This window comes from Bacillus mycoides (assembly GCF_018742245.1).
In the GTDB taxonomy this organism is placed as follows: domain Bacteria; phylum Bacillota; class Bacilli; order Bacillales; family Bacillaceae_G; genus Bacillus_A; species Bacillus_A cereus_U.
Map to the genome: position 1 here is coordinate 379,162 of NZ_CP036132.1, position 25,383 is coordinate 404,544.

The window sequence follows — 25,383 nt, forward strand, 5'->3', positions numbered from 1 at the left end:
CAGCAACGATTTTAGTTAAAATAAATATTGCTGATTTTCACAAATTATAAATTGAGAGTTTGAAGATGTATTCATAGTGAGAGGATTTGAATTTGAAATGATAGATAATTTTTGGCGTGATTTACCACGACCATTTTTCGTACTTGCACCAATGGAAGATGTGACAGACGTTGTTTTCCGTCACGTAGTAAGTGAAGCTGGTCGCCCAGATGTATTTTTCACAGAGTTTACAAACTCGGATAGCTATTGTCATCCAGAAGGTATGAAAAGTGTACGTGGCCGTTTAATTTTTACAGAAGATGAACAGCCAATAGTGGCGCATATTTGGGGAGATAATCCTGAATATTTCCGTCAAATGAGTATTGGTATGGCAGAGCTAGGATTTAAAGGCATCGATATTAATATGGGCTGCCCTGTACCGAATGTAGCATCAAGAGGAAAAGGTAGTGGCCTTATTCTACGTCCAGACGTTGCGGCAGAACTTATTCAAGCAGCAAAAGCGGGCGGACTACCTGTCAGCGTAAAAACACGACTTGGCTTTAAAGAGTTAAGTGAGTGGGAGGATTGGTTAACGCACATTTTTAAACAAGATATTGCGAACCTTTCTATTCATTTACGTACAAGAGAAGAAATGAGCCAAGTAGATGCGCACTGGGAACTAATTCCGGAAATTAAAAAATTACGTGACCGCATTGCACCAAATACGCTAATAACAATCAACGGAGACATTCCTGACCGTCAAACTGGAATGGAACTTGCTGAAAAATACGGTATTGATGGCGTTATGATCGGACGAGGAATCTTTAAAAATCCATTTGCTTTCGAAAAAGAGCCAAGAGAACATAGCAGTAAAGAACACCTTGATCTTCTAAGACTACAGCTTGATCTTCAAGATCAATATGCAGAAGTACTACCACGCTCAATCACAGGGCTTCATCGCTTCTTCAAAATTTATGTAAAAGGCTTCCCTGGAGCTGCTGAACTAAGAAATCAATTGATGAACACGAAATCGACTGATGAAGTGCGTGGGTTGCTTGATAAGTTTGAGGGTAGTGTTGATAAGGATGGGGATAGTGAAACGGTGTAACTTTTGAAAGTTAGAGGGGATAGGAGATAGCGATTTTATGAGCGTTTGTTTCATTTTAATTAAGGTGATCCGTATCATAAGTAAGTGAGGTATTCTATGTAAAATAAGGACAAGACAAGAATACAGGAGAAAATTGAAAATGGCAGGTTGGTCTTGATTTTCACTCATATTATCATGTTTATCCCGCTACTTGTGGACAGTAAAACTCCCACCTCAAGATTCGGCTGGAGCAAAGAACTTAGGTGGGAGATCCACTACCCGTAAACGTCCGATTGGTGAGGGCTGATAATCAGTGGGGGATGAAGAAAACCCCCACTGATTAAAGTTTCACTTTATTTAATTATGCCTATAATTGGAGGCTATGTGAATGTTAAGTGATCAGACGAGATATTCTAGGCTCGCGAATATAACAAAAATAATAAATACAAAATTAGAACTACGTGAAGTATTGCAGCGTGTAACAATGGCGATATCAGAGGAGATTGTTAGGTGCAACGCTGTTGGAATTTATTTACCCCAGGAAGATGGAACATTTAGAGGGTTTGCAGGAAAACCAGAGACCATAAATGGCGTAACGCTCGATACTCAGGTAATTGATCCTGAAATAGACTTACTGGCAAAAGAAGTTATTGAAACCAAAAAAAACATCTATATCCCTGATACCTCAAAGGATCATCGGCCGGATCCAAGACCAGTTGATGCGTTCAAAATTAAGTCCTTATTAGCCCTGCCTATCTCATTTGGACAAGAGTTATTTGGTCTGGTTTTTTTATTTGATTATGGAACTCCAATGAACTTAACAGATTCAGAAATTCAAAGTGTTGAAGCTTATGTAAATATGGCTGCGGTCGCAATTCAAAATGCAAATAATTTAACACAAAAGGAAAACCTTATTGCCGAGAAGCAGCTGTTACTAAATGTTACCCGTGATTTATCAATGTGTTCCTCGATACAGGAGAGTTTTGATAAATGTTTTTTTTACTTAGGACAGATTTTAGAGAGTAAAAACATGGCTGCCCACCTTTTAGACCCGCTAGACAAAACAACGATTAAAACAACGAAGTTAAGCAAGGACTGTGATTGGACAGAAGCGGATTGGATGGAGAAAAGCTATGAAGCCAAGATCCAAGAGGTTATTCAAACAAAAAATATAGATAGTAAGGGTCTACTGATGATTCCATTGGTTTCAATGGGAGAAATATTAGGGGTAATCGTCGTTGGCAAAGAGGGAAAAGCTCACAATTACGATACTTCCCAAATTCAACTGGCAAAATCTATCGTTGATGCCACAGCTCCTACGTTTTCAAACTTGTTATATATGGATCAACTTGAAAGTATGGTGGAAGAGCGAACGAGAGAACTAGCTGCTGCTAATGAAAAAGTTACAAGTGTGATTGAAATTATTACGGATGGATTCTTTACTTTGAATAATAAATGGGAATTCACGTACGTAAATAAGCATCAATATTTTCCACAAAGAAAAACAGCAAAAGATGTATTAGGTAAGAATATATGGGAGGTTTTCCCGAGTAGCGTCGACGCAGTTATGTATAAGGAATTTCATCGTGCAATGTCAGAGCGAACTACAGTTCATTTCGAATTTTTTTCTATCTCTGATGAATATTGGCACGAAGTTATTGCATACCCGTATGATGATGGTATTTGTTGTATTTTTAAAAACATAACGGAAAAAAAGCAATATGAGCAGGAATTGAAAAGGTTATCCAACATAGATTTAATAGGGCAAATGGCAGCAGGTATCAGCCATGAGATTAGAAATCCAATGACAACAGTACGAGGATTTTTGCAGTTATTAAAAGAAGAGAACACCTATGAGAAACAGAATAAGTACTTTAATTTAATGATTGAAGAACTTGACCGTGCCAATTCTATTATTACTGAATTTCTCTCGATAGGTAATACAAAGAAATCGGATTTGCAGATGTTAGATTTAAATGCAATTATCCACGATATTATTCCTTTAATAAAGATTGATACGTATAATCAAAATAAATATATTCAAGTCGATACAAATGATATTCCGGAATTATTTTTAAATCGTAATGAGATACGACAATTATTAATAAACCTATACCGTAATGGCTTAGAGGCGATGAGCACAGGGAAAGTTCTAACCATTAGCACCTACAAGGAAGGTCAAAATTGTGTGGTGCTTGCAGTGCGGGATCAAGGGAAAGGTATCAGGCCTGAAGTGTTAGAGAAACTGGGTACTCCATTTTACACAACCAAAGATAATGGAACTGGACTGGGGTTAGGTATATGTTATGCCATTTCTGCCCGTCATAATGCAAAAATAGAAATTCAAACAGGATCGGAAGGCACTACCTTTTTTGTTAAATTTAATTATGAAAATAATGAACAATAACCTCATTTAGATTCGTTACGGTGAACCGTACCACAAATATTCATGTTTGAGTTGCCCACTAAATTAGAGTTGCATAAAAAGAAATGGACAAACCTATATCAGGTTAGTCCATTTTCAAGTGTGTTAACTAATAGTAAATCCCCATCCGTAATTTCGCACGATTAGCCCATCCTTTTTTGCTGTTTTAAAATCCTCCCCAAAAGCATTAATCCACCTAAGACTACAAAACCAACCTCTAAAATGTTAAAGTAGTAACTTAACGACATTAATTTACACATGCTAAAAGCATTACTATATTCAACATTTCAGGAGGAAAACCAATGGCAATGAGCAACAACGATATATTAAAAAGAGTAAGATATGCTATGGATATAAAAGATATAGATATGGTGGAAATATTTAATCTTGGTGGCATTGAAGTAACGAAAGAGGACGTACTTGATATGCTTACAAGAGTAAAGAGAAGTCCACAACACGAAGCGGAAGATGCTGATGTAATCGAAGATGAGTACGTACTAACATGCGATATGATGATGTTAGAGTCATTTTTAAATGGATTTATTATTTTAAAAAGAGGAAAGCAAGATCCGAAACCAGGGCAACCTGCGGGACAAGCTGCACCTTTACGAAGCAATGAAAGTGCCAATAACCTTCTTTTAAAGAAAATGAAAATCGCACTATCTTTAACGAGTGAGGATGTGCTTGATATATTAGACAGCGTAGGAGTCATCGTAACAAAAGGAGAGTTAGGCGCTTTATTAAGAAAAAAAGGCCATAAGCATTACAAAGAGTGCGGCGATAGATACGCAAGGAATTTCATTAAGGGATTGGCTGTAAAGTATAGAGGATAATAAGTTTGTTAAAACAGTAAATGATATAATAGGTAGAGTAGGACGATTGTAGCCTACTCTTTTTTATTGGTAAAAATAATTATGAACGAATACGTTAGGTGATGAAATGGTACATACATATTTGGGTGAGACAATTAATTTTCATATAACTTATAAGAAGAAAAAATCAGTACGTCTTTTTGTAGATTCTTACGGAAATGTTGAGGTGCAAGCTCCGAAAGGGACACCTGTTGAATACTTAGTCCAGTTGCTAGAGGAGAAATGGGATTGGATTCAGAAAACACGTAAGGAAATGCAGGAGCGGGCGCTTGGACCACAGGAAAAGGATTATGATCAAGGAGAGGGCTTTCTGTATTTAGGGAGTACGTATCCGATACAGATTTCTCAAGATGCAAGTATTACGCAAGACAATGCAGTGTTTGAAGGGGATAAGCTACACATTTATGTGAATGAGCTTAAGGATGAGAAAATACAACAAGCTTTAAAACGTTTTTACTATAAACAGTGCAAGGCATTAGTAGAAAAGAGTATTAAAGCACATCAAAGCAACTTTAAAACAAAGCCTCGTTCTATTCGTATTACAGATAGTAGTCGTACGTGGGGAACTTGTGATTCAAATCTACAACTAACATTCAATTGGAAGCTAGCGATGGCACCACAGCAGGTAATTGACTATGTAGTTGTTCATGAAATGTGTCATATGGTTCATTTAAATCATGATCGATCTTTTTGGCGTCTTGTTGGGAAGATAATGCCTGATTATAAGGAAATGGAAAACTGGTTAGCGTTATCGAGTTGGAAGATGACGGTTTAGTAATGCGCTTTATATAAGTTGCGATTATTGTAAATATTTGTCGGTAAGTCGATATATTTCGAAAATCGCTGATATAATTTCATTCACCATAGAATCGTTCAGTGAGGAGAACGAAAAAAGGAAGGGATACCCCTTCCTTTTTTCCATATAGATTATCGTCCAAACTTCACAATGAAATTCCCATCTATTTTCTCCATCTCATACCCACGATATCCCTCCGAAAGTAACGCTTGCTTTTCACTAACATCACTCATCGGAATATCTTTAACATCCGTCCAATCTCTTTCTGTATCCTTACGCAATTCCTTCACAAAAACATACCGCATACTCCCGCCGTACTTCTCCTTCAGCGCAGCAATTTCCATTCCTTGCGCGAACTTATCTTTTAAACTAGGAATGTTAAAAGGTGCAACGGTGCAGCAAACGTAATCGTATTTGCTGTCTTCTTTTTGTAATTCATCCATGATGATTGTGGCTAATATTTTTTGCATACCATTTCCTCGGCAGCTTGGATGAACGTTTGAGATTTCTTGATAGATGACGCGGTGTAGCTGACTTTCTGGTAGACCAATATCAAGCCCTAAATGTTCATCGTCGATAGGAGGGACTAGTAGGGCACGAAATGCGATGAGCTCGTTTTCGATAAAAGCACCGATCATCATTCCGTTTCCTTCTAGAATGTATTGAAATTCTTCTAGCGATAGTGGTTGTAAACGACCTTTATCTTCTAGTGCTTCAACTACAACGTTTTGTAGTGATAAAATTTGTTCGATATGCTCTCTTGATAGTAATGTAACGTGAAATGGATCGTTGTTTTGTTTTAATGAACCTTCATATAGAATCGTCATGTGTTAGTCCTCCTTTAGCGTACAACGTCTTGAAAGACGGTTAGTTCTTGTAGTGTATCTTCATTTATTTCAATGCCGAGTCCCGGCTTTTCGTTTAAGCGAATAAATGGTACGTCGTAATGTAAGTTTCCAATGTCTTTCGTGAATTTTAATGGTCCTGTCAGCTCGACGCTAGTAATGATTTTTTTTGAGAAAGCGACATGGAATCCTGCGGAAGAGGCAACAGATGATTCGACCATGGATCCAACTTGGCATTCAATGCCTGCCATTTCAGCTTGATGAGCGAGTTTTACAGCTGGATATATGCCGCCGCATTTCATTAGTTTTATATTCACTTTATCAGCTGCGTCTAATTTAATAATTTGGCGCATTTCACGAGAGCCTTTTAATCCTTCATCAATCATAAGTGGAAGATCTGTTTTCGAACGAATATGAGCCATTGCGTCAATATCGTCCGCGACAACAGGCTGTTCAATCCAGTCGATGTTTAAGTGACCTAATGAACGAAGTGCTGTTAATGTGTTTGCACTATTTTTCCAGCCTTGGTTTACATCAACGCGAATCGCGATATCATTTCCTACACGTTCACGTACAGCTTCAATTCGGTTTACATCTTCTTTTACATTCGTGCCGACTTTCATTTTGAAAGAGTGGTAACCTTTTTTAATCATAGAAGCTGCTTCTTCAGCCATATTTTCTGGAGCGGCGATACTTAAGACGTGAGTGACAGGAAATTCTTCATGGTAGCGTCCGCCAATTAGTTGATATACAGGTTGATTTAGTTTTTTGCCCATTATATCAAAACAAGCGATGTCAATCGCAGCTTTCGCTGTAGGAACACCGTAAATTGTGTTGTCCATCATATCGTGTATTTTCTCGATATTCATTGGGTTTTTCCCGATAAGAGCAGGAGATAGTATATGTTTTAAAATATGGAAAGTACTTTCCCATGATTCACCTGTAACGTGATCATCAGCAACGCCTTCACCGTAACCGATAATACCTTCATCTGTTTCCATTTTGACGATAATAGAAGGCATATCAGAATAAGAACCATAACTAATAACAAATGGATCGCGAAGTGGTAAACGAATTGCGTAAAGATGAATAGCTGTAATTTTCATTGAATAAAGACCCCTTCCTGTTTACAATGGTTTTGTACATTTGATATAGTTGACGTTAAATAGTCGTTAATTAATGATAAGGAGTTAGAGAAAATGATGATAAAAATTGCAGTTGTTGGTTCAAAAGAGTTTATGGAGAATCTTTTACCTATTGCTCATAAACTAGAAGAAATAGAGATTGATCCATATATTTACCTTCACCCGGCAGAATCTTCTGAAATATTAAAGCGTTTAAAACCTTGTGATGTTATCTTTTTCTCAGGTGCCCTACCTTATTATATGGCAAAAGAAATAAGAGAACAATTGCGAATTCCAAGTACGTACTTACAGCAAGACGAGACAACTGTCGCATCTTCACTCCTTTCTATAATATATCATCAAAGTATTCAACCTCATAAAATTTCAATTGATTTAGTAGATCGTTCGTTTATTATAAATGTGTTCCATGATATCGGTCTGAAAGAAACGCCGCAAGTGATGGATTATGAAAATATGTTATGGAGTAATGATGAAATTAAGAGCATCATTGATTTTCATTTAGCTAAATATCAATCTGGAGAGGTCGATTTAGCTTTAACTAGTATTCACGCTGTCTACGACGAACTTCAAAAAATAGGTATTCCTTCAGAGCGTATGATAGACCCGACGCAATCAATTATACACGGGTTAAAAGATGCAAAAATAAAAGCAGAGTTAGCAAAAAGCCATTCAGCTACTGTTGGTGCTTGTATTATATCCTTTATAGAGTTACAAGAAAGCTCGCTTGAAAAATTAAATGTAATTTCAAAAGAATTACGTGGTTCATTTAAACAAGTTGATGAAATGACTTTTATTTTGTATACAACTCGTGGTGATATCGAATCGAGTACAAAAACAAATACAATAGATCGTTTATTTACGAATATAGAAGGAGCGGTATCTATTGGATTTGGTTACGGAAAAACAGTAAATGAAGCGGAACAAAATGCAAAAATCGCTCAAGGTTTCGCAAAAAATAATCCGATAGAGCGCCGCTTTTATATACTAACAAGTGATAAAGAATTATTTGGTCCGTTCCCGAAAGAACAGAGGGTACAAAGTTTAAAAAACGATAATCCTGAATTAATGAAAATAGCGAAGGAAACGAAGCTTAGTCCTGCAAACTTGTCAAAAATTATTCAGTTTAGTCAATCGCATCCATCATTGAAATTTACAGCGGCCGATCTTTCTGAGTACTTACAAGTGACTCGGCGATCGACGGAAAGGCTGTTAAAGAAATTAGTTGATTACAGGTATGCCAATATTTGCGGCGAGGAAATGCCCTATCAACAAGGGCGCCCTCGCGCAATATATGAGCTAAATTTACCGTTGTATTCGTTTCAAAAATTTTAGGCTTCTAGTTGCGCTTTTTGTTTTTTCAATAGGTCTGCTTTTTCAATATCCGATAGCTTCGTAATTGTGAAGCCAGTTATACCATAAATGATTGAAATAATAGGTACGATGAAATTCAATATAGCATAAGGAGCATATTCGAATGCACCGACTCCAAGTGTTGCGAGTATAAATACACCACATGTATTCCAAGGTACGAAAACAGAAGTTAATGTTCCACCATCTTCTAATGCTCTGGATAAATTTTTAGAATGTAGCCCTTTTTCTGTGTACGCATTTGCATACATTCTTGAAGGAACAACAATCGAAATATATTGTTCAGAGCAAGTAAGATTCGTTGCAAAGCAAGATGCGATAGTAGAAGCGATAAGTCCTTTTGATGATGTCGCTAATTTTAAAATTTGATTTACAATTGAGCGAAGAATGCCAGTATGTTCTAGTACTCCGCCGAAAGTCATAGCGACAATTGTCATAGAAACTGTATTCATCATCGAATCTAAGCCACCGCGGTTAAATAGTTCGTCTACTAGCTTGTTTCCAGTGTCTATGACAAATCCAGTTTGGAGTGCACCGACAGATGCTGAGACAGAACCACCTTGAATAAAGACTTGTGATAAAAATCCTAAAATAATACCTACGAGAATAGCTGGTATAGCTGGTACTTTTTTAGCGACCAATACCATAACGACTACGGGTATGATTAATAGGAAAGGCGAGATAACAAAGTTTTGTTGCAATACTTGTAACGTTTGATCGATGCTTTTTGCATCAATATTGTTATCACCGAAGCTTCTTCCTAATAAAGCATAGACGATAAGAGTAATAATTAAACCTGGAATTGTAGTAAATAACATATGACGAATATGTACGAATAAATCTGTATTTGTTAATCCTGCGGCTAAGTTTGTTGTGTCTGAAAGCGGTGACATTTTATCGCCAAAATAAGAGCCTGAAATAATGGCACCAGCAACCATTGGAGCTGGGATTCCCATACTTAGGCCAATTCCCATTCCTGCAACACCAATTGTTCCCATTGTAGACCAAGAGCTACCGATAGCTAATGCAACGATAGAACAAATAATTGTAATTGAAACTAAAAATAGTGATGGAGTTAAAAGTTTTAAGCCGTAATAAATCATAGTTGCGACGATTCCGCCGCCAATCCAAGCACCGATCGTTAAACCTACAAGAATAATGATAACGATAGCGGGTAATGCAAGGCGAATTCCTTTATACATCGATTCTTCAATGTCATTCCATTTGTAACCGTATCGCCAAGCGACGATCGAAGCAACGGTTGTACCGATAATAAGTGGGACGTGAGGGCTTTGTTCTAATACAACAATTGTAACCATCATAACTGCAACTGTAATGATAATAGGGATTATTGCTATGCCAAAAGGTATTTCTCTTTTCATAAACTGCCTCCTCATTATGTATGTTTGTATTTTTAGAATTGTCGCAAAATAGACGTTATTAAGTTATAATAACTAAAAATAGATGTAAGCGTCAACATGAAAACAGAAAATATCGAATGTTCTATTTGTATGGATATCTTTATAAGATGAGTTGAAATCGGGTATTAACGGTATTAAAAAATAAATAATTGACTTTTTTCTTAAAATTCAATATGTTCATAAAAACATCTGTTTTTCATAAGTATAATTAATCTGAATGGTTTGTAATTAGGGGAAGGAGAATGAAGCTTTGAAAACATTAGAACTACAAGAGCGTTTAACTGAAATTTTTCAGCATTTACATGAAAACCCTGAAGTAAGCTGGAAGGAATATGAAACGACAGCTTATATTACTAACTTTCTAAAAGAAGAAGGAATTTCATATAAAATATTTGATGATTGCCCTGGCGTGATTGCTGAAATCGGAAGAGGGAATCCAGTTATCGCGATTCGTGCTGATATGGATGCACTATGGCAAGAAGTAGACGGAGAATTTAAAGCGAATCACTCATGCGGCCACGATGCTCATATGACGATTGTGATGGGACTTATTTTACAATTGAAAAATATGAGATGGGATAGCGGTACTGTTAGATTTATTTTTCAGCCGGCAGAGGAAAAAGGAAATGGTTCCTTAAAGATGGTAGAGAAGGGCGCCGTGGATGATGCAGATTTCTTATTTGGTGTTCATTTAAGACCGATTGAAGAACTGCCTTTGAAACAAGCTGCACCATCTATTCGTCACGGAGCAGCAGGATTTTTAGAAGGTATGATTCATGGAGAGGATGCACACGGGGCACGCCCACATCAAGGTATAAATGCAATTGATGTCATTTCGATGATCAATATTGGATTGAAAAATATATGGTTACCGCCGCAGACGTCTTATTCTGTTAAGATGACGAGATGCCAAGCTGGTGGTGATAATCTAAATATTATTCCAGGTAATGGACATTTTAGTTTAGATGTAAGAGCAGAAAATAACATATTACTAGATGAATTGAAGCGAAAAATAGAGCAAGTAATTCAGTCAGCTGAATCAATGGGATCTAAACTTTCTTATGAGTGGATTGATCTCGCACCAGGAGCTGAAGTGTCAGAAGAAGCTGAGCGTTTCATGCGAAAAGGTATTCTTGAAGTATACGGGGAAGAGGGATGTACTGGACCACTGTATACGACAGGAAGCGATGATTTCCATTACTACACAGTGAAGAGACCGCATTTAAAAGCTGTCATGCTTGGACTAGGGGCGAACTTACAACCTGGATTACACCATCCGTATATGAAGTTTGATCATAGCTGTATAATGGATGGAGTAGAAATATTGAAACAGACTGTATTGAAAGTGCTGGAAGACAGGGGCTAGAAAGCTCCTGTTTTTTGTAGGAATTTGTCGTTAAGTCGATATATTCGATTTTGCAGCGATATAATTTCACGTACCAATTAATTTGATGGAAAATTCTCCTCTAGTACATGGTGTATAATAATAAGTACCATTTGTTAATAGGAGAAAAAAATGAACGAACAATATTACGATGCTGTATTAAATATAAAAACCGTTGGTGAGCAAAAAGGGTTTAATAAATCTATGCACTATCACCGTTATGAACCGACACCGTATAGCGGGTTGGATGAGTTATTGAATCAATATGAAATAAAAAGTAGCGATCGAATTGTAGACTTTGGGTGTGGAAAAGGGAGATTGAATTTTTACATGCATCATAAGTGCGATGCATCAGCGGTTGGAATTGAAATGAATGAAGCGTTTTATAAAGAAGCAATGGAAAACCGTGAGCGTTATGCAAGGAAGGTAAGAAACAGTAAAGATAAAATTCAATTTGAATGTTGTTTAGCACAGGAATATGAGATTGATCCACGTGATAACCGGTTTTATTTCTTCAATCCATTTTCTGTCCAAGTGTTTATGAATGTAGTAAATAACATTTTGCTTTCGGTAGAGGAAATAGAGAGGAAAGTGGATATTATTTTATACTACCCTTCTGAAGATTATATTTTCTTCTTGGAGAATCAGACTGCTTTTGAATTGAAGAGAGAAGTTAGATTACCGGGTGCTTATGAGAAGAATGGGAATGAGAGATTTTTAGTTTATACATTAGGATTATAAAAAAAGCAGGTGCCTTAGCACCTGCTTTTTTTAAACTCACGTCTATATGATTAGTTACGGATTAAGTAATCAAATGCGCCTAAAGCTGCATTTGCACCTGAACCCATAGAGATGATGATTTGTTTGTACGGATTATTTGTACAGTCACCTGCACCAAACACTCCTGGTACGTTTGTAGCGCCGTGCTTGTCTGTTACGATTTCACCGCGAACGCGTTCAACTGTTTCACCTAACCAGTCTGTGTTTGGCACAAGACCGATTTGAACGAATACACCTTGTAATTCAACATGATGTACTTCTTCAGTTTCACGATCGATGTAAGAAATACCGTTTACTTTGTCAGTACCAGTGATTTCCTTCGTTTGAACGTTTTTCAGAACAGTTACGTTAGGTAAGCTGTTAAGACGTTCTTGTAATACAGCATCAGCTTTTAATTCTGGCATGAATTCAAGAACAGTTACGTGCTTAACAATACCTGCTAAGTCGATAGCTGCTTCAATACCAGAGTTACCTCCGCCGATAACCGCTACATCTTTTCCGATGAATAATGGACCGTCACAGTGTGGGCAGTATGCTACACCTTTGTTTTTGAACTCAGCTTCACCCGGTACGCCAACATTACGCCAGCGAGCACCTGTTGAAACGATTACGCTCTTACTTTTCAGAATAGCGCCGTTTTCAAGTTCCACTTCAATAAGTTCTTTTTTCTCTAAACGTTTCGCACGTTGTAGATTCATTACATCGATGTCGTATTCTTTTACGTGCTCTTCAAGGCTTGCTACTAGCTTAGGACCTTCAGTGCGTTTTACGCTGATGAAGTTCTCAATACCCATAGTATCCATTACTTGACCGCCGAAGCGCTCAGCAACGATACCAGTGCGGATGCCTTTACGTGCTGCATAAATTGCTGCACTTGCACCAGCTGGGCCGCCACCAACAACAAGAACATCGTATGGATCTTTATCAGAAAGCTCTGATGCATCTGGACCGTTACCCATTTTAGCTAAAATTTCTTCAAGTGTCATACGACCGCTTCCGAAAGATTCACCGTTTAGGTAAACAGTTGGTACTGCCATGATGTCTTTGCTTTCTACTTCCTCTTTGAATGCAGCGCCATCAATCATAGTATGTGTAATACCAGAGTTTAGAACGCTCATCACGTTAAGAGCTTGTACAACATCAGGACAGTTATGACAACTTAGGCTGATATAAGATTCAAAATGATATTCGCCTTGAATGTTTTTGATTTGATCGATTAATTTTTGTTCAACTTTTGGAGCACGTCCACTAACTTGTAGTAAAGCTAACACTAATGAAGTAAATTCGTGTCCTAATGGAATACCAGCAAATACGACACCAGTGTCTTCGCCAGGGCGATTTACGCTAAAGCTTGGTGTTCTCTCTAGTTCAACTTTTTCTACTGTAATCTTAGATGACATAGTAGCTAATTCATCTACTAGAGATAACATATCTTTAGATACGTTATCGTCTCCTGCGCTTACTTTAAGTAAAATATCGTTCTCCATTAACTGAAGGTATTGGGATAGTTGTGTTTTTATATCTGCATCTAGTATCATTTTGATCGAACTCCTTAGATTTTGCCTACAAGGTCAAGGCTTGGTTTAAGTGTTGCAGAACCCTCTTGCCATTTAGCTGGACAAACTTCACCTGGGTTGTTACGTACGTATTGAGCTGCTTTAATTTTGTTAACAAGAATGCTTGCGTCACGGCCGATACCGTCAGCATTGATTTCCATAGATTGGATAACGCCGTCTGGATCGATGATGAATGTACCACGAGCAGCAAGACCTTCTTCTTCCATTAAAACGTTGAAGTTTGTAGTGATTGTGCGAGTTGGGTCGCCAATCATAATGTATTCGATTTTGCCGATAGTTTCTGAGCTATCGTGCCATGCTTTGTGAGTGAAGTGAGTGTCTGTAGATACAGAGTATACTTCAACGCCTAAGTCTTTTAGAGTTGCGTATTGGTTTTGTAAGTCTTCAAGTTCAGTTGGGCAAACGAATGTGAAGTCTGCTGGGTAGAAACAAACTACGCTCCATTTTCCTTTTAAACTTTCGTCAGTAACTTGGATAAATTCTCCATTATGGTAAGCGTTAGCTTTAAACGGTTTTACTTCTGTGCCGATTAATAACATATTAAAATTCCTCCTAAAGGTTGGTTTTGAGCATCGGAAATTAGTTTGCTCATAAAATATATTTTTTAATTAACTGTAATAATTCTAATTCGATATTAATTATCATATAAAAGTGGTTATTTTGTCAAGAGAATAAACCAACTTTATACCAATTTAATTAATATTTATTCTCAATTAAGGCTGTTAGGGAATTAAAAGGTAATTTTCAAGTCATAAATTTTCAATGAGTGTTTGAAAGGGTAGTGTGTATGTTAGAGACATGGTGTAAGTATAAATTCTTAGGAAGGAAATATTTCTTAGAAGTTGTGGATTTGAAAAGGAACTGCTTACTTCTATTTTACAAAGAATTGTGCAATAAATAAAACAAAATGTATCGGAATCTTTGTGAACAATTATTGTCATCTTAAATATATATAATAAGAAGTATATTGCAATGAGAAATAGAAACATTGACGCTCATTTCTAACAAGATATAATAAAAGCGAGATATGTATTGCAATAGAGAAGATATAGTATAGATTGAAAAAATTTCAGTCTATTATTTTTTACGGCTTTTAGAAAACGTTTACATTTAGTGTGGAGGGGAAACCATGTCTAAGTTCACGAAGTATTTTTTAATGGAAGCTAAAGATGTGATTACATATGTGCAAGAGAAATTACCCAAGTTCGAACATGTAAAGGGGCTAAAGTGTAAAGAAATAGGTGATGGTAATTTAAATTATGTGTTCCGCGTTTGGGATGAACAGAAGAACATTTCTGTCATTGTAAAGCAAGCTGGGGATACAGCGCGTATTTCAGATGAGTTTAAGTTGTCGACGAATCGAATCCGTATAGAATCAGATGTTTTGCGATTAGAAGGAGAGTTAGCATCTGGACTCGTGCCAAATGTATATTTGTTTGATAGTGTGATGAATTGTTGCGTGATGGAAGATTTATCAGATCACACAATATTGCGCACAGCACTCATAAATCATCAAATGTTTCCGAAGCTTGCTGATGATTTAACTACTTTTATGGTAAACACTCTTCTATTAACATCAGATGTTGTAATGAATCATAAAGAGAAGAAGGAACTCGTGAAGAATTATATAAATCCTGAGTTATGTGAGATTACAGAGGACCTCGTATATTCAGAGCCATTCACAAACCATAATAAACGCAACGAATTGTTTCAATTAAATGAAGGTTGGATTAGGGAGCATATTTATAGTGATAAAGAGCTTCGTATGGAAGTAGCAAAACTTAAGTTTTCGTTTATGACGAATGCACAAGCGCTACTTCATGGTGATTTACATACTGGTTCTGTTTTTGTAAAAAGTGATTCTACAAAGGTTATTGATCCTGAATTTGCTTTTTATGGACCTATGGGATATGACGTTGGAAATATAATGGCAAATTTAATGTTTGCATGGGTGAATGCAGATGCAGTGATGCAATCTGGTATTGAGAAAGATACATATATGAACTGGATAGAATCTACCATGATAGATGTAATTGATTTATTTAAGAAGAAGTTTTTAGATGCTTGGGATATTCATGTGACAGAGATTATGGCGAAGGAAGAAGGCTTTAACCGAGTTTATTTACAATCTGTATTAGAGGATACAGCTGCAGTGACGGGTCTTGAGTTAATTCGTCGTATTGTTGGTCTAGCGAAGGTAAAGGATATGACTTGTATTGAGAATGACGCAGAGCGTGCTAGAGCGGAGCGAATTTGTCTTCAAGTAGCGAAGAAGTTTATTTTACAAGCGAATCAATATAAAACAGGTAGCAGCTTTGTAGAAACGTTAAAAAAACAGTCAATGCATAGTGCGAAATAAGGGGAGAAGATGATGACAGAGCAATTAATACCAATTCAGTGGAAAGATGATGCTTTAGTGTTATTGGATCAAACGGTATTACCGAACGAAGTAGTCTATGAATCTTTTAAAACGGCTGAGGGTGTGTGGGATGCGATTCAAGTAATGAAAGTACGAGGAGCGCCGGCAATAGGTGTTTCAGCAGCCTACGGTGTGTATTTAGGGGTAAATGAAGTTACTAAAAGTTCGGCGGAAGAATTCATATCGGAAGTAAAAAAGGTATGTGCATACTTAGCGACATCAAGACCGACGGCAGTAAATTTATTTTGGGCGCTTGAAAGAATGGAAAGTGTAGCGAAAGAGAATGCTCACTTATCAATTGCGCAGTTGAAAGATAGATTATTAGAAGAAGCAAAAGAGATTCATAGAGAAGATGAAGAAATTAACCGTCAAATTGGAGAACATGCATTAACATTATTTCATGATGGCATGGGGGTATTAACGCATTGTAATGCAGGTGCGTTAGCAACGACTAAGTATGGTACTGCGACAGCTCCAATGTACTTAGCGAAAGAAAAAGGATGGGACTTAAAAATCTATTCGGATGAAACACGCCCTAGATTACAAGGTTCAACGTTAACAGCATTAGAACTGCAGCGAGCGGGAATTGATGTAACGGTCATTACAGATAATATGGCAGCAATGGTCATGTCACAAGGGAAAATTGATGCAGTAATCGTTGGATGTGATCGTGTAGCAGCAAATGGGGATGTAGCAAATAAAATTGGAACATTAGGTGTGTCGATTTTGGCTAAATATTATAACATTCCGTTTTATGTAGCAGCACCAACGCCGACAATTGATTTGAAAACACTGACAGGAAAAGAAATTCCAATTGAAGAAAGGGATGCTTCTGAAGTGATTAATCGTTTCGGACAATACTCTGCTCCGCAAGAAAGTAAAGTATACAATCCGGCATTTGATGTCACGCCATCTGACAATGTAACAGCGATTATTACGGAAAAAGGAATTGTGAAAGCACCGTTTACGGAGAATTTAAAAAAGCTATTTCAATAAGTAGATAGTTTTTTAGAAAAATAGTCATCATAAGCTTCATACTTAGGGGGATGTATATGTTACTGCAAAAAGAAAGAGAAGAAATTGTAGCGTACGGAAAGAAAATGATTTCTAGTGGTTTAACAAAGGGGACTGGCGGTAATATTAGTATTTTTAATCGTGAACAAGGTCTTGTTGCAATTAGCCCAAGCGGTTTAGATTATTATGAAACGACGCCTGAAGATGTAGTTATATTGAATTTAGATGGTGAAGTGATAGAGGGAGAGAGAAAACCATCAAGTGAATTAGATATGCATCTTATCTATTATAGAAATCGTGAAGATATAAATGCGCTTGTACATACACATTCTCCTTATGCGAAGACAATCGCATCATTAGGATGGGAACTTCCTGCTGTGTCATATTTAATTGCTTTTGCAGGTCCGAATGTCCGCTGTGCATCGTATGAAACGTTTGGTACGAAGCAATTAGCAGAGGCTGCTTTTGAAGGAATGATTGATCGTCGTGCAGTTTTGCTTGCGAACCATGGTTTAATGGCTGGAGCGAATAATATAAAAATGGCGTTTACTATTGCAGAAGAAATAGAGTTTTGTGCTCAAATTTATTATCAAACGAAAAGTATCGGAGAACCGAAATTACTGCCAGAAGACGAGATGGAGAATTTGGCGAAGAAGTTTGAAGGGTATGGGCAGCAGTAGAATGAAATGAAAACCCCCTCAAGAAAAAATCTTGAGGGGGTTTCTTTATGCTTTCTTGAGCAACAAATACATAAAGTAAGGTGCACCAATTAAAGCAACGACAATACCAGCGGGAATACCGTTAGGTTCAACGATATTTCGTCCGATTGTGTCTGCAAATAGTAATAGCCATCCACCAATTAAAACAGCGATTGGCATGAAGATTTGATGCCTTGGACCTACTAAAGATTTCGCGATGTGAGGAGCCATTAGTCCAATAAAGCTAATGCCACCTGTTACAGAAACAGCAGCGGCAGCAAGTGCAACGGCTGCGATTAATAAGTATCTTCGCTCTTTTTCAATTTCAATTCCAACACCGATTGCTACTGGCTCGTTTAATGCTAGTATATTTAATCGATTTGCTTTATAGAAGACAAATGGGATTAATACGATTAGCCAAGGAAGCATTGCTAAAACAAATGTCCAGTCATCTCCCCAAATGTTTCCGGCAATCCATTTGGCGATAAAGTCCACTTTCATACGATCAGCGGATGAAATAAGGACAATCATTATTCCAGATAGTGCAAATGAAAAACCGATGCCGGTTAATGTTAATCGTATTGGCTGAAGGCCGGTGGATTTACTATATGAAAATACGTAAATTAGAACAGCTGTTAGAAACGCACCGATAAATCCAACAACTGGTAGTAGGTAAAGGAATGAACCTACGTCTATCGGGAAGTATAGAAAGAAAACAGAAACTGCAACACCAGCACCAGCGTTAATGCCGAGAATACCAGGTTCAGCTAAATCGTTTCGGGTAATACCTTGTAATACAGCACCTGATAAAGCGAGTGCCATACCAGCTAATAATGTAATGACGATTCTAGGTAGCCTTAAAGAATATAAAACGAATTCTTCTTTAAATGTACCTTGTCCCATAAGTGTTGGGATTAATCTGTCATAGGAGAGAGCGGCAGAACCGAGTCCCATTCCAATTACAATTGTTGTGATGGTAAGTATAAGTAATGCAAGTATGATAAGGCGTTGTTTCTTTAGAATAGATTGCATCATGAGAAAGTTCTTCCTCCTTTACGTACAATGAATAGGAAGAATGGTAATCCTACAATTGCGACGATTGCAGCAACTGGTGTTTCATACGGAGCGTTAATTGTACGTCCGATTGTATCTGCGAGCAGCATAAAGGAAGCACCAGCGATCGCTGACATCGGTATAACAAAACGGTAGTCTGGTCCAACGATTGGACGAACCATATGAGGTATCATTAAGCCGATAAATGCCATGTTTCCGACAAGCGCTACAGAAGCACCTGCAAGCAAGATAATAATGATAAATAAAATTGTTTTAATGACGATAATTTTTTGACCGAGTCCAACGGCAACTTCTTCACTGAAACTAAGAACTGTTAATTTCTTTGCAAGTAAGATAGCGATAAATATACTTATTGAAATAACCGGAATAATAATTTTTAATTGACTCCAACTCGTTCCAATTACGCCCCCAGCCGTCCACATTGATACATCTTGTGAAATTTTAAAGTAAATGCCGACTCCTTCTGAAATTGCGAGTAGAAATGCTGAAACAGCAGCACCGGCTAATACAATTCGAAGGGGAGAAAGTCCGCCCTTTTTCACCATGCCAATTCCGAATACCATAATAGCGCCAATTGCAGCGCCGATAAAGCAAGCTAGTGTTAAGTAAAGGTAGCTTATAGAAGGATTGAAGGCAAGTGTTAGTGCAAGTGCAGCATTTGCACCGCCAGTTAAGCCTAGTAATCCCGGATCGGCAAGTGGGTTTCGAGTTAATCCTTGCATAATTGCACCAGAAACAGCGAGTCCAGCTCCTACAAAAATAGCAGCAACTTCACGTGGTAAACGTATTTCACGCAGGATGGATAGCTTATCTCCTTTAGCAGAGGAAGTAAGTGCTAACCATACGTCTTTTATAGAAGTATCTGCAGCGCCTAACACCATTGCAAATATAAAAATAAGAAAGAATGCAATGATACTCAAAATTAATTTGTATGTAAAAGCGTTGGAACGTAGGTTGTCTTGCTCTTTTTTCATCAGTTTCACATCTTTTCTTTTCATAGAATAAAGGAAGAGGAATTCTTAAATTAAGAATTCCTCATGTTTGTATTATTGACCAAGAAAGCTCTTCTTGAAGAAGTCTAGTTGGAAATCTAATGTAAGTGGATCATTGAAATAGAATTCCATCATGTTTGCTTCATATACACGATTATTTTTTACTGCTGGAATGTTTTTATATGATTCTGTCTCTTGGAATGAGTTATCAGTATCTTTGTTTTTACTTACGATTAAGTAATCACCAGCGAACTCAGGTAATACCTCAGTAGATAATGCGTAGTATCCTTCTTTTAAAGCTTTTTCTTTTACTTTTTCAGGCATTTTTAATTTCATTTCTTGGTAAAGAATTTCTGTTCCACGGCCCCAGTTTTCGCCGTATACGTAAAGCTGTTTGTTGAAGTTTTCAACAACAGAAACTGTTGCATCTTCACCGATCTTCGCTTTAATGTCTTTTCCAGCTGTTTGTGCGCGTTTCTTGAAATCATCAACCCAAGTTTTTGCTTCTTTTTCTTTATTTAATAATTTACCGATTTCTAAGTGTTGTGTTAAGTAATCAACTTTTCCGTAAGTGTATGTTACAGTAGGAGCGATTTTCTTTAACTTATCAACATTTTTAATGTTTGATAACCCAATGATTAAATCTGGATTTAATTCAGCAATTTTTTCAACATTCTCATCTGATACTTCAGCGACATTCTTCAGTTTGCTATCGAAACGTGGGTTTTGTTTAGACCATGAGTCTACCCCAACAAGGTTTACACCTAATGACATTACGTTACCAGCGAATGATGATAAGACAACAACACGTTGTGGATTTGCTGGAACTTCTACTTTACCATTTTCTGATTGGTATGTAATTGTTTCTGATTTTTTACTTTTTGCGTCGTTCTTCTTGTCTGTTGAACCATTGCTACAAGCACTCATAACAAGGACGAACAGAACTGTTAGTGAAATAAATAATTTTTTCATCGTCTTTCTCCTTTAGATAGATGATATGTGATATACAATAAATTGTTTAGCTTTAATCTTTTGAAAAGTTAGTGGTAATACAAAAGTCTTATTAATAATCTTGAATATGAGATTTTACCATATAGTATTCACCATAGTAATAGAAGAAGATGTAATCTCACAGTTGCTAATAATTAACAAATTGATAATGATTATCAATATTGATTCTTTAAATACTATAATTTTATATAGGTGTATTGTCAATAGTGATTTTGATTGTAAAATTTATAAAAACAAGTTATATTTTATTGAGAATGATAATCAATGACTAATAGCTGAGGAGTGAGCTCGAATGAATCAAGAAGAATTGTTTGATGTAACCGTGATAGGCGGAGGGCCTGCGGGGCTTTATTCAGCTTTTTATAGTGGACTAAGAGAAATGAAAACGAAAATAATAGAATTTCAACCACAGTTAGGTGGAAAAATACATGTTTATCCGGAGAAAATGATTTGGGATATTGGCGGATTATTACCGGTTACTGGTGAGAAATTAATTGAGCAACTTGTACAACAAGGATTAACATTTCAGCCTGAAGTTGTATTGAATACAAAAATAGAATCAATTATTCGTAATCAGGATGGCATTTTTACGTTGAAAACAAGCTCTGGGGAAGAACATTTTTCAAAAACAGTGATCGTCGCAACTGGTAGTGGTATATTGAATCCACAAAAGTTATCAATTGAGGGTGCGGAGAGATTCGAAGTCTCAAATTTAAATTATACAGTTAAATCGTTAAAACGTTTCAAAGATAAAACGGTAATTATTTCAGGCGGAGGGAACTCTGCAATTGATTGGGCGAATGAATTAGAACCAATCGCGAAAAAAGTTTATTTAACATATAGAAAAGAAGAATTATCTGGTCATGAAGCACAAGTAAAACAACTTATGAACAGTTCAGCGGAATGTTTCTTTAATACATCGATTACAAAATTAATTGCCGGTGATAACCATGAAGCGATTGAACATGTAGAATTAACGAATCATGAAACTGGAGAGGTTTCGCATTTACCTGTTGAAGAAGTTATTATTAATCATGGATATGAACGTGACATTACATTATTGGAAAATAGTGAGCTAGATGTCGCAATTGTGGATAATTACTTTATCGCTGGGAATGCAAATAGTGAGTCCTCGGTAGATGGATTATATGCCGCTGGAGATATTTTAAAGCATGAAGGGAAATTACATTTAATTGCAGGGGCGTTCCAAGATGCTGGAAATGCTGTGAATAAAGCGAAACAATTTATTCAACCAGATGCAAGTGAGTACGGAATGGTTTCTTCGCATAATGAAGTATTTAAGAAGAGAAATCGAGAATTGATTAAGCAGATGATGAAATAATAAAGGAACAAGTATACCCCCATTCACTTCTCTATTCGTATGGACGAGAGAGGTAAATGGGGGTTTTCCTGTTTATTATATCTTCAATCATTATCATGACACCGATTTCATTAGTTCATGTGACATGAACGTTTTATTTGTAATCTCTCTAGAAAACAATGAATTTAGGATTGGTTTATGCTGTCCCTTTTGCCTGTTCATTAGGAAATGGCATATTTAGTATAGATGCAATGTATTGTTTTCCATGTTTTCGAGCTAATGATTCTAATATTTGGCGAACGCGTTTTGTAAGATGACCTTGTTTTTTTATAGACTCACAATATGCGTCATAGAAAACGTATTTAGCCCAAAGGAAATCATCTTGTTGGAATAAGAAATGATTTTTGTACCATTCGCCAATCGTATGATAGCAATTGCTTTCATGTACTGCTGCACTTTGTGAAAGAATACGATCGGATAAAGAATTAGATAGATGAGAAATTGTGTTTTCTGTTTCAACTCGTAATGTGTTTTCTAACATTGTAATGATGTGACGAGTAGCCATATGTTAACTCTCCTTTGTGTAAATGGGTAATACCATTCTATATTTAAAAAAATACTTACTATACTATTATACAATATATGGAATGCATCTACCTGCTTTTTAATTTGTATTTACAAAATCTTTTTTATTTGTTTACAAAAATAAAGTAAGATACAGTATATATATGAAAAAATAATAAAGGAATGAACACATTGTATATAACAATAGAAGAGGCTGCGGAGTATTTGAAATTACCAAAATCGTATGTTGAAGACTTAATTCAGCAAAAGAAAGTGCGTGCACTGTTTGATGGAGAGCAATATTTAATAAACAAGGAACAGTTTAATACACATTTAGAACAAATGGAGAAATATAAGCAGTTAGTGGAAGAAATATTAAACGAACCAATTCCAGAAGATATGGATGTTAAAGACGAAGATTAAATTTATAAAAATCCCCCGTATTAAGATATGCAGAAATGTATCTTAATACGGGGGATTTTTATATTAAGGGATGAAAAGGTCATCCGAAATCCTAGAGTTACTTTAAGGGAAAGAAGATTTTATAGGGATTAGTACTATTAGTTAAAAGCATATTTTTTTATACAGGGGACAAACATAGAGAACGTAACCTGTACAGATACATATACTATCAGTGCAAAAGCTTATAAATTAATGGAAGGGGTTTTCTCGTGAGTTTATTTCATTGTGATTTTTTGAAAGACTTAATTGGATCTTATGTAAGAGTGAACAGAGGTGGACCAGAATCTCAAAGAGGAATAATAGTAGCGGTATATGCGGACTACTTTGTATTAGAGAATGAAAAAGGGGAGTACCATTACTATCAAATTCGCCACCTGAAAAGCATTACAAAAAATACGAAAGATTGTGGAGCAGCGGATTACGGATGGTTGGAAGAAGATAGTGCAGAAGACTTTGAAACGCTACTTCAAAGCTTCAAATACCGCTGGGTGAAAATTAACCGTGGTGGTCCAGAGAAAGTTGAGGGCATTTTACAAGACGTTTCTTGCGATTATGTAACGTTAATTATAAAAGAAGAAGTTGTATTAATTGCACTATCTCATATTAAAAGTGTTAATTATAACGCACCAGTATGTGGAGAGAGTGATGAGAGTAGCGATGAGAAAAGTGATGGAAATAGCAATAACTCAGGTCGTGCTCGCGCACAAAGACAATCAAGTAGAGGAAAATAATACAGAAAGGGGATACGAAATTGGAGAGTGTAGTATGCTGTGATCAAATCAAGGGTTTAGTCGGTGAGAATGTAAAAGTAAATCTTCGCGGACCAGAAAGTCGAATAGGTGTACTGTTATCGTTAGGAAAAGATTACCTTACGTTACAATTACCTCATGGAGAAGTAGTGTATTATCAGCTAAAACATGTGAAGAGTCTAGTCAAGAAAGTGAAAGAAACAAAATGTGACGATTACTATGGTTCATGTTTCTATTCTGATGAAGATACTTTTTTAGATGTATTAAGTGACTTGAAGTATAAGTGGGTAAAGATTAATCGTGGCGGACCAGAGAGTGTGGAAGGTTTATTAAGCGAAGTGCATGACGGATGTATTACACTAGTAAACGGTGAAGAAGTCATTTACGTGATTAATTTTCATATTAAAAGCGTAAATCAAATAGTTAAATATAAAAAGAATGAAGAAGAATAATGTTTAATAAATAAGAGGGGCATTATAATTGAAATGGAAGAACGATTTCTTATTTCGCTGTAATTATTTCGCGGTATATGAAAAGGATTTCTTACTATTAAAAGACAGAACATTGCCCCTGATTATTTTTTAGAAATGAATGACAGGAAAATTGTAATTTCATAGAAAGGAGGATATAGATGAATGAGTTAAACAAGAACATTGGGGAAAATATATACGTTAAATTAATCGGTGAAAAAAGATTTAAGGGTGTATTAATTGATGTAGGAAATGATATTGTTGTTCTCTACAATGGACAAGACTATGTATATATATCTTTATACCATATCCAATATTATAAATTTTTAAGAGAGCATGATGAAGAAATATTAAAACCAGATGTGGATTCTGTAATTAAGAGGGAATCACCTTCAATTTCTTTGAGAAAAGTATTAAGCACATCTAAAGGGATTTTTACAGAAATTTATGTGGCAGGAAATGCTCCAATACACGGTTATGTTACAAGTGTGATGAACGATTATATTGTTTTTTATAGCCCAGTTTATAAAACAGTATATATATCTTTAAAGCATTTGAAATGGTTAATTCCTTATAAAGAGAACCAAGTACCTTATTCCCTCAATAAAAATGAACTCCCCGTAAATCCATTAAATATTACTTTAGCTAGAACGTTTGAAGAACAGCTTATTAAAATGGCTGGGAGAATTATGGTGTTTGATTTAGGTGAGGAATCTAATAAAATTGGAAAAATGGTGAAAATTGATGAAGGGCATATTGAAATATTAAAAGCACGTGACGCAAAAATGTACGTGAATATTCAACATGTAAAATCTGTCCATTGTCCGTAGGCTAGTTAAAAGGGCTGGCTTTTTCTTTTATATATGCAGAAGAAAAGGTCGAGCCTATTTGTTTACCGCTATTTGGATATGAGGGGGGAAGTGAATTGAA

24 protein-coding genes are annotated in these 25,383 nt (G+C 36.3%); 15 read left to right on the plus strand and 9 right to left on the minus strand.

Annotation, left to right across the window (positions count from 1 at the left end; genetic code table 11):
• Window positions 1–97 precede the first annotated feature (97 nt).
• From EXW56_RS01975 to EXW56_RS01990, 4 genes are all read left to right on the plus strand, one after another.
• On the plus strand, window positions 98–1,087 hold the full coding sequence (locus EXW56_RS01975; protein WP_098988266.1) for a tRNA dihydrouridine synthase: 990 nt from the start codon (window positions 98–100) through the stop codon (window positions 1,085–1,087).
• Between the two features lie 367 nt (window positions 1,088–1,454).
• The gene (locus tag EXW56_RS01980) at window positions 1,455–3,473 is read left to right on the plus strand and encodes a GAF domain-containing sensor histidine kinase (protein WP_215597147.1); all 2,019 of its coding nucleotides are present in this window, start codon (window positions 1,455–1,457) and stop codon (window positions 3,471–3,473) included.
• A 320-nt stretch (window positions 3,474–3,793) separates the two neighbouring features.
• Window positions 3,794–4,324 carry a YehS family protein gene (locus EXW56_RS01985; protein WP_215597148.1) on the plus strand — a complete coding sequence of 177 codons (531 nt, stop codon included), beginning with the start codon at window positions 3,794–3,796 and terminating at the stop codon, window positions 4,322–4,324.
• Between the two features lie 106 nt (window positions 4,325–4,430).
• Window positions 4,431–5,138, plus strand: a complete 708-nt coding sequence (locus EXW56_RS01990; protein WP_215597149.1) for a M48 family metallopeptidase — start codon at window positions 4,431–4,433, stop codon at window positions 5,136–5,138.
• Window positions 5,139–5,290: 152 nt separating this feature from the next.
• Here EXW56_RS01990 and EXW56_RS01995 read toward each other — a convergent pair whose 3' ends face one another.
• Both EXW56_RS01995 and EXW56_RS02000 read right to left on the minus strand, forming a co-directional pair.
• Window positions 5,291–5,986 (minus strand): GNAT family N-acetyltransferase, encoded by a 696-nt coding sequence (locus tag EXW56_RS01995; RefSeq protein ID WP_215597150.1) that lies wholly within the window; start codon window positions 5,984–5,986, stop codon window positions 5,291–5,293.
• Window positions 5,987–6,000: 14 nt separating this feature from the next.
• Window positions 6,001–7,110 carry a mandelate racemase/muconate lactonizing enzyme family protein gene (locus tag EXW56_RS02000; RefSeq protein WP_098988248.1) on the minus strand — a complete coding sequence of 370 codons (1,110 nt, stop codon included), beginning with the start codon at window positions 7,108–7,110 and terminating at the stop codon, window positions 6,001–6,003.
• Between the two features lie 93 nt (window positions 7,111–7,203).
• Here EXW56_RS02000 and EXW56_RS02005 point away from each other — a divergent pair, with 93 nt between their 5' ends.
• Window positions 7,204–8,481 (plus strand): transcriptional regulator, encoded by a 1,278-nt coding sequence (locus EXW56_RS02005; protein ID WP_098988249.1) that lies wholly within the window; start codon window positions 7,204–7,206, stop codon window positions 8,479–8,481.
• Here the strand turns inward: EXW56_RS02005 and nhaC are convergent.
• On the minus strand, window positions 8,478–9,899 hold the full coding sequence (nhaC, locus tag EXW56_RS02010; RefSeq protein ID WP_002063594.1) for a Na+/H+ antiporter NhaC: 1,422 nt from the start codon (window positions 9,897–9,899) through the stop codon (window positions 8,478–8,480). The two genes, EXW56_RS02005 and nhaC, sit on opposite strands and share 4 nt — an antisense overlap.
• 289 nt (window positions 9,900–10,188) lie before the next feature.
• Between nhaC and EXW56_RS02015 the strand changes: the two genes are divergently transcribed.
• Window positions 10,189–11,304, plus strand: a complete 1,116-nt coding sequence (locus tag EXW56_RS02015) for a M20 peptidase aminoacylase family protein (protein WP_215597151.1) — start codon at window positions 10,189–10,191, stop codon at window positions 11,302–11,304.
• Window positions 11,305–11,454: 150 nt separating this feature from the next.
• A complete protein-coding gene (locus EXW56_RS02020; protein WP_098988250.1) occupies window positions 11,455–12,063 on the plus strand; it encodes an SAM-dependent methyltransferase in 609 nt (202 codons plus the stop codon).
• Between the two features lie 50 nt (window positions 12,064–12,113).
• Here the strand turns inward: EXW56_RS02020 and ahpF are convergent, their stop codons facing one another.
• Together ahpF and ahpC are read right to left on the minus strand one after the other, a co-directional pair.
• On the minus strand, window positions 12,114–13,640 hold the full coding sequence (gene ahpF, locus EXW56_RS02025; RefSeq protein ID WP_002124933.1) for an alkyl hydroperoxide reductase subunit F: 1,527 nt from the start codon (window positions 13,638–13,640) through the stop codon (window positions 12,114–12,116).
• Between the two features lie 14 nt (window positions 13,641–13,654).
• Window positions 13,655–14,218 carry an alkyl hydroperoxide reductase subunit C gene (gene ahpC, locus EXW56_RS02030; protein ID WP_000924420.1) on the minus strand — a complete coding sequence of 188 codons (564 nt, stop codon included), beginning with the start codon at window positions 14,216–14,218 and terminating at the stop codon, window positions 13,655–13,657.
• A 590-nt stretch (window positions 14,219–14,808) separates the two neighbouring features.
• On the opposite strand from ahpC, the gene mtnK reads away from it, so the two are divergent.
• The 3 genes from mtnK to EXW56_RS02045 are packed head-to-tail and all read left to right on the plus strand — an operon-like array spanning window position 14,809 to window position 17,792.
• Entirely contained in the window at window positions 14,809–16,038 is a 1,230-nt protein-coding gene (gene mtnK / locus EXW56_RS02035; RefSeq protein ID WP_098988251.1) for an S-methyl-5-thioribose kinase, read from the plus strand.
• Between the two features lie 12 nt (window positions 16,039–16,050).
• Window positions 16,051–17,094, plus strand: a complete 1,044-nt coding sequence (gene mtnA / locus EXW56_RS02040) for an S-methyl-5-thioribose-1-phosphate isomerase (protein ID WP_002113581.1) — start codon at window positions 16,051–16,053, stop codon at window positions 17,092–17,094.
• A 56-nt stretch (window positions 17,095–17,150) separates the two neighbouring features.
• Window positions 17,151–17,792 carry an L-fuculose-phosphate aldolase gene (locus tag EXW56_RS02045; RefSeq protein WP_002113583.1) on the plus strand — a complete coding sequence of 214 codons (642 nt, stop codon included), beginning with the start codon at window positions 17,151–17,153 and terminating at the stop codon, window positions 17,790–17,792.
• Between the two features lie 45 nt (window positions 17,793–17,837).
• On the opposite strand, the gene EXW56_RS02050 is transcribed toward EXW56_RS02045, so the two are convergent.
• From EXW56_RS02050 to EXW56_RS02060, 3 genes are read right to left on the minus strand one after another with little or no spacing between them, the layout of a single operon-like run.
• The gene (locus EXW56_RS02050) at window positions 17,838–18,845 is read right to left on the minus strand and encodes a FecCD family ABC transporter permease (protein WP_016103411.1); all 1,008 of its coding nucleotides are present in this window, start codon (window positions 18,843–18,845) and stop codon (window positions 17,838–17,840) included.
• Window positions 18,842–19,882 (minus strand): FecCD family ABC transporter permease, encoded by a 1,041-nt coding sequence (locus EXW56_RS02055; protein ID WP_141558678.1) that lies wholly within the window; start codon window positions 19,880–19,882, stop codon window positions 18,842–18,844. The genes EXW56_RS02050 and EXW56_RS02055 overlap by 4 nt, the downstream gene beginning before the upstream one ends.
• 48 nt (window positions 19,883–19,930) lie before the next feature.
• Window positions 19,931–20,848, minus strand: coding sequence for an iron-hydroxamate ABC transporter substrate-binding protein (locus EXW56_RS02060; RefSeq protein ID WP_002201930.1), 918 nt, complete (start codon window positions 20,846–20,848; stop codon window positions 19,931–19,933).
• 331 nt (window positions 20,849–21,179) lie between these two features.
• Here EXW56_RS02060 and EXW56_RS02065 point away from each other — a divergent pair, with 331 nt between their 5' ends.
• A complete protein-coding gene (locus tag EXW56_RS02065; RefSeq protein WP_002113590.1) occupies window positions 21,180–22,229 on the plus strand; it encodes an NAD(P)/FAD-dependent oxidoreductase in 1,050 nt (349 codons plus the stop codon).
• Window positions 22,230–22,404: 175 nt separating this feature from the next.
• Here EXW56_RS02065 and EXW56_RS02070 read toward each other — a convergent pair whose 3' ends face one another.
• A complete protein-coding gene (locus EXW56_RS02070; protein WP_002201929.1) occupies window positions 22,405–22,773 on the minus strand; it encodes a hypothetical protein in 369 nt (122 codons plus the stop codon).
• Window positions 22,774–22,955: 182 nt separating this feature from the next.
• Between EXW56_RS02070 and EXW56_RS02075 the strand changes: the two genes are divergently transcribed.
• The 4 genes from EXW56_RS02075 (at window position 22,956) to EXW56_RS02090 (ending at window position 25,283) form a co-directional block, all read left to right on the plus strand.
• Window positions 22,956–23,195 carry a helix-turn-helix domain-containing protein gene (locus tag EXW56_RS02075; protein ID WP_002010190.1) on the plus strand — a complete coding sequence of 80 codons (240 nt, stop codon included), beginning with the start codon at window positions 22,956–22,958 and terminating at the stop codon, window positions 23,193–23,195.
• 248 nt (window positions 23,196–23,443) lie between these two features.
• Window positions 23,444–23,965, plus strand: a complete 522-nt coding sequence (locus tag EXW56_RS02080) for a hypothetical protein (protein ID WP_002201928.1) — start codon at window positions 23,444–23,446, stop codon at window positions 23,963–23,965.
• 20 nt (window positions 23,966–23,985) lie between these two features.
• Complete coding sequence (locus EXW56_RS02085) at window positions 23,986–24,435, plus strand: hypothetical protein (RefSeq protein WP_002201927.1); 450 nt, start codon at window positions 23,986–23,988, stop codon at window positions 24,433–24,435.
• Window positions 24,436–24,614: 179 nt separating this feature from the next.
• Window positions 24,615–25,283: an LSm family protein gene (locus EXW56_RS02090; protein WP_002201926.1), complete on the plus strand. Its 669-nt coding sequence runs from the start codon at window positions 24,615–24,617 to the stop codon at window positions 25,281–25,283.
• Window positions 25,284–25,383 lie beyond the last annotated feature (100 nt).